Source organism: Priestia sp. P5_B4 (assembly GCF_056400385.1).
In genome coordinates, this window is the sequence record NZ_JBFULJ010000173.1 from 1 (window position 1) to 6281 (window position 6281).

Below are 6281 nucleotides of genomic sequence, written 5' to 3' on the forward strand. Positions count from 1 at the left end.
GCATTCGAGCGGGAAAAAATGTTTATGTGGAAAAGCCTTTGGGGCTGAATGAAAGGGAAGCAAAAGAGATTTCAGATGCTGCTAGGGAAGCTGGCGTAAAAGTAATGGTAGGTTTTATGAAGCGCACCGCCCATTATGTATTAGTGTATAAGGCGGTCTTAACTGTATTCATGCTATATGATTATTCCAAAAATGTCGACAAGATACACAAATTGACTTAATTTCTTCTATTCTATTCGAAATTTGCCTCTTTATGCCCACTTTTAGCTTCACTTAGATGAAAGCAGGTTAAAGTAGGTGAAAATTGGACAGGATAATAGAAAAGGAGTGATGTAGAAATGTTACCATGGCATAATCCAAAACGTAGCAAATTCGGCAAGTGGCTCGACAGAGAAGGTATTGAGCAAACAGAGTTTGCAGAACGGGCAAAGGTTTCACGTAATACCGTTTGGCGCTTGTGTAATAAGAAAGATTACATACCGACACCTAAAATACTAAAAAAAATCATAGATACGGTGAAAAAAATTGATAAAAACAAAGATATCAACGACTTTTTTAATTAAAAATCCCCATGTTATTTAGGTATAACATGGGGTTATGGTTTGCTTGAAAAAGTACGCTGCGTTCCAATGATGCTATTTAAAAGCAGTTCAATATGCAGGAGATTTCGGATGCCATCTTTGTTGGAAGATAAAGAAATCATGCCTTCTTCTCCAACCTTTGAAACAGTATTCAAGTTAAGTACGTTCTCCACGTAAGTTGCAGTCGCTTCATGCACTTCTCCATGAATGGTAAATTGAAAGGTAATGACTCCATTTTTTCCTTTTTTAAAACCCTTTAAATTGGCTATATCACTTTCTTTTAAACTAGGACCATCTAAGGAGGTATCTATCCAGCTTTTTTCTTCTTCTGAAGGTTCACTAAGAATAGAAAGAACATCTTCATAAATCCGAATCGCGAGCTCCAGCTGCGCAACTGTCTCAGGATCGTTAACGTAATCGTTAGTGATTGCTTTTAATTGACGTTCCAACGTCTCTTTTTTAGCCTCAATAACCTGTATTTTATCTTGCATAACCAATTTCCTCCATCAGCTAAATAAACGCGAAAAAAAACCTTTTTTATGTGTTTTTTGTTGCTTTTCTAGTTTAAGAATACGTTGTTTTAACAGTTTGCACAATCATTTGATGTGGTTTTATAAAGAATGTCTCTATTTATCAAATAAGAAACCACTTTAGGAGGATGATTAAAAGTGTGTTGCTCTGCTTAATTGTTTTAAAACGATTCATTTCGCTGTTCATGTGAGTTACTTCTTAAAATTTTTTTTTTCGTATTTGGTGTATAGCATTTTTCAAAAAAGTGCATCCGGTCGCCCCATTCGCCTCTTCGGCTCAGCTCCCTTACAGGTTCCAYAAAGGGCWTCAYTACGCRTATAAAGCTTGTATTAACGYGGTAGCGATACTGAACTAACTACTAATTAGATAATGAAGTTAAGATTCTTTAGATACTATGTAGCTAATGCAGTAAGTTTGCCTGTCCAATCGAAAAATATAAAAGAACCGTTACCGCAGTAGGTAAGGGGCAGCTGATTATGTAAGAAGCAATGGGTTTTTATATGCTGGGGGTTATCCTAGTCGCTTATCTTTTTCATAAAATGGACGAGAAATCGCAAGATTTCCCTCCATCTAAAGGTGAAGCTAAACAGCATAGCTTTAGTCGAATTATACATCTTATATAAAAAAAGAAACACCTGCTAACTAGGACGTCCCATAGCATTAATATTAAAAATATTAGTTTGTCAATAAAAACAGTTATGGTTATCTACCTCTGCATGTCTGACTTTTTCCTATACCGAATGAATCCAATCAGAAATATCATTTATAACCTGTTTATCTACATGTTGTGCAACCTTATACTCTTTTTTAAACTTTCGTATCTCTCCATAAACAGAAGGCATAAACGCGTGATTCAGGTTCGGATAGAGTTTAAACGTTACATTGGGGGTATTCCCCAATAATTTTTTATAACCATTAAAATCTTTTTCCACTGATACATGAAAATCTTTCTCTCCCTGCAAAATTAGTACTGGCTTATTTAACACCTTTAGATAATTGGTAGATGGGTGTTCGCCCATTTCTTTTAAGTAGTAGGCTCTAACATGTTTTCCTAAAACGACGGTTGATTTTGCTTCTTCATCACTTAGGGTATAGATGTTGTCAAATCTTGATGATAATGCTGCTATTTGTTTCTTAGCAATCACTTTTAAAAGCTTATTCAAAGAGTTTAAAACATCGTTATTTTGATCCATTAAAATCTCTTCAAATTTACGTGGTGAACCACCCATGATAATGATTCCAGTAAAATTTCCACCCTCTGCATCAATCCGGGGGGCTAACATCCCGCCTAAGCTATGACCAACAATAAATATTTTAGTTGAATCAATACGTGAATCTTTCCGTAAGAGATCAGCTGCAAGGRTGGCGTCTTCAATGGTTTCTTCTTTAACTGATAGTTCAGTATCGGTTCTCATTTCTTTGCCATATACAAAGGTTCTCTTGTCATAACGTATTACTGCAATTCCTTTTTCCGACAAACCTTCAGCGAGGTCTTTAAAAGGGAAAATATTTCCGATTTTTTCATCCATGTTACTTGGGCCAGAGCCCTGAACTAAAACAACCGCAGGAAACAATACATTAGTTTTATTAGGTATGGTCAATATTCCATTAAGAGGATATTTTGTTTCCTCACCTATAACAATTTTTTCATCAGCCATTGTATTTACCTCCTAGATTTCTCTTAAGTTTATCAACGATGCTTTTGTATTTTGATTCATTGTGCAAAGGAGAAAAAACAGGATTTTCTGCAACGCTCTGTACTATGCTTTCTTTTATGGTCTTCTCGTCTCTGGGGGCTTCAATATCATAATCATTGAGCCAATCTTCAATGCTGTCAAAAAAGGGGTCACCTTTCAATTTGTAAGGTAGAAGTGATGTCGTGCAAATGTTCGCGTAATTTCCGAGCATTTCAAGTGCATTTTCTAAGTTGTTTTGCGTCGTGTATCCTTGTGCCGCTGCTAAATAAAGCAGGCACATCAAATTAGGATCTAATTTTTCTACTTCAAAGACTTTAGAAATTTTTATAAAACGGTCAAGCGCCTGCTCAAACTTCTCAGGTTGATCGGCAATCAACATCAAATAGGACTGTGCAGGCCCAAGAAGACCACGCAAATGCTGATAAAGACTAACCTGTAAAGCTGATTTTGCTTTCTTTCTATTTCCGATCATTTCATAAGTTTTAGCAAGCAAAAAATTATCACTTATAGGTGGTTTCATTGTTTCATCAAGCAGTTCCAAAGCTTCTACCGGTCGATTCATTGATATACGACATACAGCTTCTAAGGAGTTTGCCTGTTGAGCAATCCAAACATCATCGCTTTCTATTTTAATACGCTCACACAAGTCAGCAATTTCCTGTAATAGTGCTTCCTGTTTCTCTTTTTCTTCTTGAAGCATGTAATGATTTAACAATAATACTGCCATTCGCAACAACAAGGGGAAACAGGCGAAATACTTCTTTATGACCGCACGGCATTCACCAAGGACTTCCTCGAAAGGCTTACGACTAAATTCAGCAGCTAATTGGTGATATGTTTTATTTATATCTTCCTTCGTCATTTGCGGTAGATAACCAATAAGTTCATCAATACTAATGTTAAAATAAGATGCTAATTGCGGTAGCAAGGTTATATCCGGATAACTCTGAGCAGTTTCCCATTTTGATACAGAAGCCTTCGATACACCAATAAACTCAGCAAGTTTATCCTGGGTAATGCCTTTTTCTTTTCTTTTTGCTGTAATAACTTTTGCAATACCTATTTCTCTCATCATTTTCACTCCCTCTCTTACTATTAAAATGTATTTTACCGACAATTCCAATGGAGTTATTCTTTACTTTGGTTGATAAAATCAACCATTAAGAAACAAGATTGTGTATTCAAAAAAACCTATTCATTGTGAATAGGTTTTTGTTTTATGTATTTCTAATTGAATTGTTTTTCATAGTTACGACGCTCAAGTTCAATTATTCCATAAGTCCTTTTCGAAATACAATGAACAATAATAAATCTCATTCTTCTAGGTTTAAACTGCAAAAAGCCCTTGATAAAAGGGCTTTTTTTAATGCTGTGATCATTTTGTTTGTTGTTTTAGCATCTAGATTCCATTATTCCACAGTGATATTAGACTCCCCATCAACATTTTTATAGTGAATATTTCTTGTATGAAGTTTCCAATTGAAAATTACTAATAAACCGATTGTTATTACACATAGAATTGCATGAAAAATGACATTCACAGTGTTTCCAGCAGCTACAAAGAAACCAAATAATAAGGTATTAAGTATAGATCCTGATACAAAAGCTAAACTATGACTATCTTTCCATTGATTATGTTGAGAGAGCCAGCGTCTACTCAATAAAATTACTAATACGAATAGAACTAAATCGATTAACACTGGGGCGGAAGCAGGAATCATAAATACAGAAGGGGAAATTTCATGGACCCCAAAAAATATAGCTCCTGCGAAAAAAGAAATTAAACCAATTGTCCATTTAGATGGCAGCCCTCGAATATTTCTATCAGGTAAAGTGTCGGCCGGTAAAATATGCAATCGTAGCGTTAACAAAATAATTCCTATAATTAATAAGAGAGTACAGCAGATCAACATTAGAGAAGCGCTAAAATTTGTGAGATTTACATACATAATTGCGACAATAACTAATGAGAAAACATAAATAAAACCTGTTATCCACATTCCCGGTAGCCTAAGCCATGTATCTTTCCTTTGGTTAAAAAATAATAATTCCGTTAATAAGATGGGAATTGAAATACTCCATATAATATGAAGGCCAAGAACATATAGACTCCAAACCCAATTGACGCCAAATAAACTACCATACGTACCTAATTCTACCCCCGGAAAATGCGGATTAAATAAGCTCTGTGTTGCTAATCCCTCCTCAGCAATCCCATATGCTGTCCCTAATAACAGGATTCCGGGCCAAMCAAGGTCCCGTCGACGTACTGTCTCACGAATGAGTATAGCCCCAGTACCATAAAGAGCCATATCAAGCAAAAAAATAGGTATAAGTGCAAAACTAAACGGTATGTCACCAAGAAGTAATTCACCTAAGGCTGGGGCGAGCAAAAGGAGAATAAATACGGGCGCAAGACGACGCATATAAGTATCCCTTCTTTCTATTTTATAGGTAAGAGATATCCTTCAAATGCAAAAAATATCATCAAGACATTTTATTCTCCAGTTCATATAAAATACCTGTATTGGAAATGGTACGATAAACTGGACACTAAATTAAGAGRAAAAGGTGATTCGGTTTATGGGTAGAAAAGTTTATGATCGTCAATTYAAAATGGCTGCMGTTCAGTTGGTRCTGGAAGAGAACCTATTTGTAAAAGAGGTTGCGAAAGAATTATCTATTCATYCWAATACRCTATATCGTTGGRTAAGTGAATAYGAAGAATATGGGGAAAGTGCGTTTCCAGGCCGTGGRAGCGCACTTTATAATTCCCAGTATGAAATGAAAAAGCTYAARCGTGAGAATGAAGAACTTAGAAAAGAGCTTGATYTAYTAAAAAAGTTCCGGGTCTTCTTGAAGAAAAAGAATGTGTAAGRTTTCAATTCTTAAAAGAAAATAAACACAACTATAACATCAAGAAGGCTTGTAAAACRTTAAACATCTCACGATCAGGTTACTATGAATATTTACAGAGAAAACCTTCTAAAAGRGCTTTAGAGAATGAAGTGTTACGTRCRGAAATACAGGAGATATTTAAGGAACATAAGGGKCGATAYGGATCYTTAAGARTTACAAAGGTTCTTGARAAGAAGGGAATCAAGGTAAAYMGAAAAAGAGTAGGAAAACTGATGCGTSAAATGAACCTRTATGCGAAAGGAAGYMGGTATCGCTATAAACGTTATAATAAAAAATYACCTTCTATAGAAAGACCCAACCTCYTAAATCAAGTTTTTCACACAGACGGACGAAATAAAATATGGGTCGGTGAYATTACCTATATCCCTACTCAAAAGGGYACYTTATACCTTGCGGTATTTGTGGATATGTACTCGAGAAAAGTGAGTGGCTGGTCTATGAGTACASGGATGAAAGATTCTCTTGTGATAGACGCTTTTTTACAAGGATATAACAAAGAACATCCTCCAACAGGATTAATTATCCATACAGACCAGGGATCCCAATATACAGG

Annotated in this window: 7 protein-coding genes and 1 pseudogene; 4 read left to right on the forward strand and 4 right to left on the reverse strand. The window is 35.6% G+C overall.

The window, feature by feature from the left end:
• Positions 1 to 221 (forward strand): Gfo/Idh/MocA family oxidoreductase (locus tag AC1DRF_RS14225; protein WP_477740977.1); only part of this gene is annotated, 221 nt, incomplete at its 5' end.
• Positions 222 to 338: 117 nt separating this feature from the next.
• Positions 339 to 563: a helix-turn-helix domain-containing protein gene (locus AC1DRF_RS14230; RefSeq protein WP_477740978.1), complete on the forward strand. Its 225-nt coding sequence runs from the start codon at positions 339 to 341 to the stop codon at positions 561 to 563.
• Between the two features lie 32 nt (positions 564 to 595).
• Here the strand turns inward: AC1DRF_RS14230 and AC1DRF_RS14235 are convergent, their stop codons facing one another.
• The 4 genes from AC1DRF_RS14235 to AC1DRF_RS14250 all read right to left on the reverse strand — a co-directional run bounded on the left by AC1DRF_RS14235 (position 596) and on the right by AC1DRF_RS14250 (position 5235).
• A complete protein-coding gene (locus tag AC1DRF_RS14235; RefSeq protein WP_477740979.1) occupies positions 596 to 1072 on the reverse strand; it encodes a hypothetical protein in 477 nt (158 codons plus the stop codon).
• 771 nt (positions 1073 to 1843) lie between these two features.
• Positions 1844 to 2770: an alpha/beta hydrolase family protein gene (locus AC1DRF_RS14240; protein WP_477740980.1), complete on the reverse strand. Its 927-nt coding sequence runs from the start codon at positions 2768 to 2770 to the stop codon at positions 1844 to 1846.
• Entirely contained in the window at positions 2763 to 3881 is a 1119-nt protein-coding gene (locus AC1DRF_RS14245; RefSeq protein ID WP_477740981.1) for a helix-turn-helix domain-containing protein, read from the reverse strand. The genes AC1DRF_RS14240 and AC1DRF_RS14245 overlap by 8 nt, the downstream gene beginning before the upstream one ends.
• A gap of 337 nt (positions 3882 to 4218) precedes the next feature.
• Positions 4219 to 5235, reverse strand: coding sequence for a hypothetical protein (locus AC1DRF_RS14250; protein ID WP_477740982.1), 1017 nt, complete (start codon positions 5233 to 5235; stop codon positions 4219 to 4221).
• A 157-nt stretch (positions 5236 to 5392) separates the two neighbouring features.
• On the opposite strand from AC1DRF_RS14250, the gene AC1DRF_RS14255 reads away from it, so the two are divergent.
• Positions 5393 to 5686, forward strand: a complete 294-nt coding sequence (locus AC1DRF_RS14255; protein WP_477740983.1) for a transposase — start codon at positions 5393 to 5395, stop codon at positions 5684 to 5686.
• Positions 5662 to 6281: pseudogene (locus AC1DRF_RS14260) on the forward strand (IS3 family transposase); the annotation flags it as partial. The gene AC1DRF_RS14255 and the pseudogene AC1DRF_RS14260, both read left to right, overlap by 25 nt.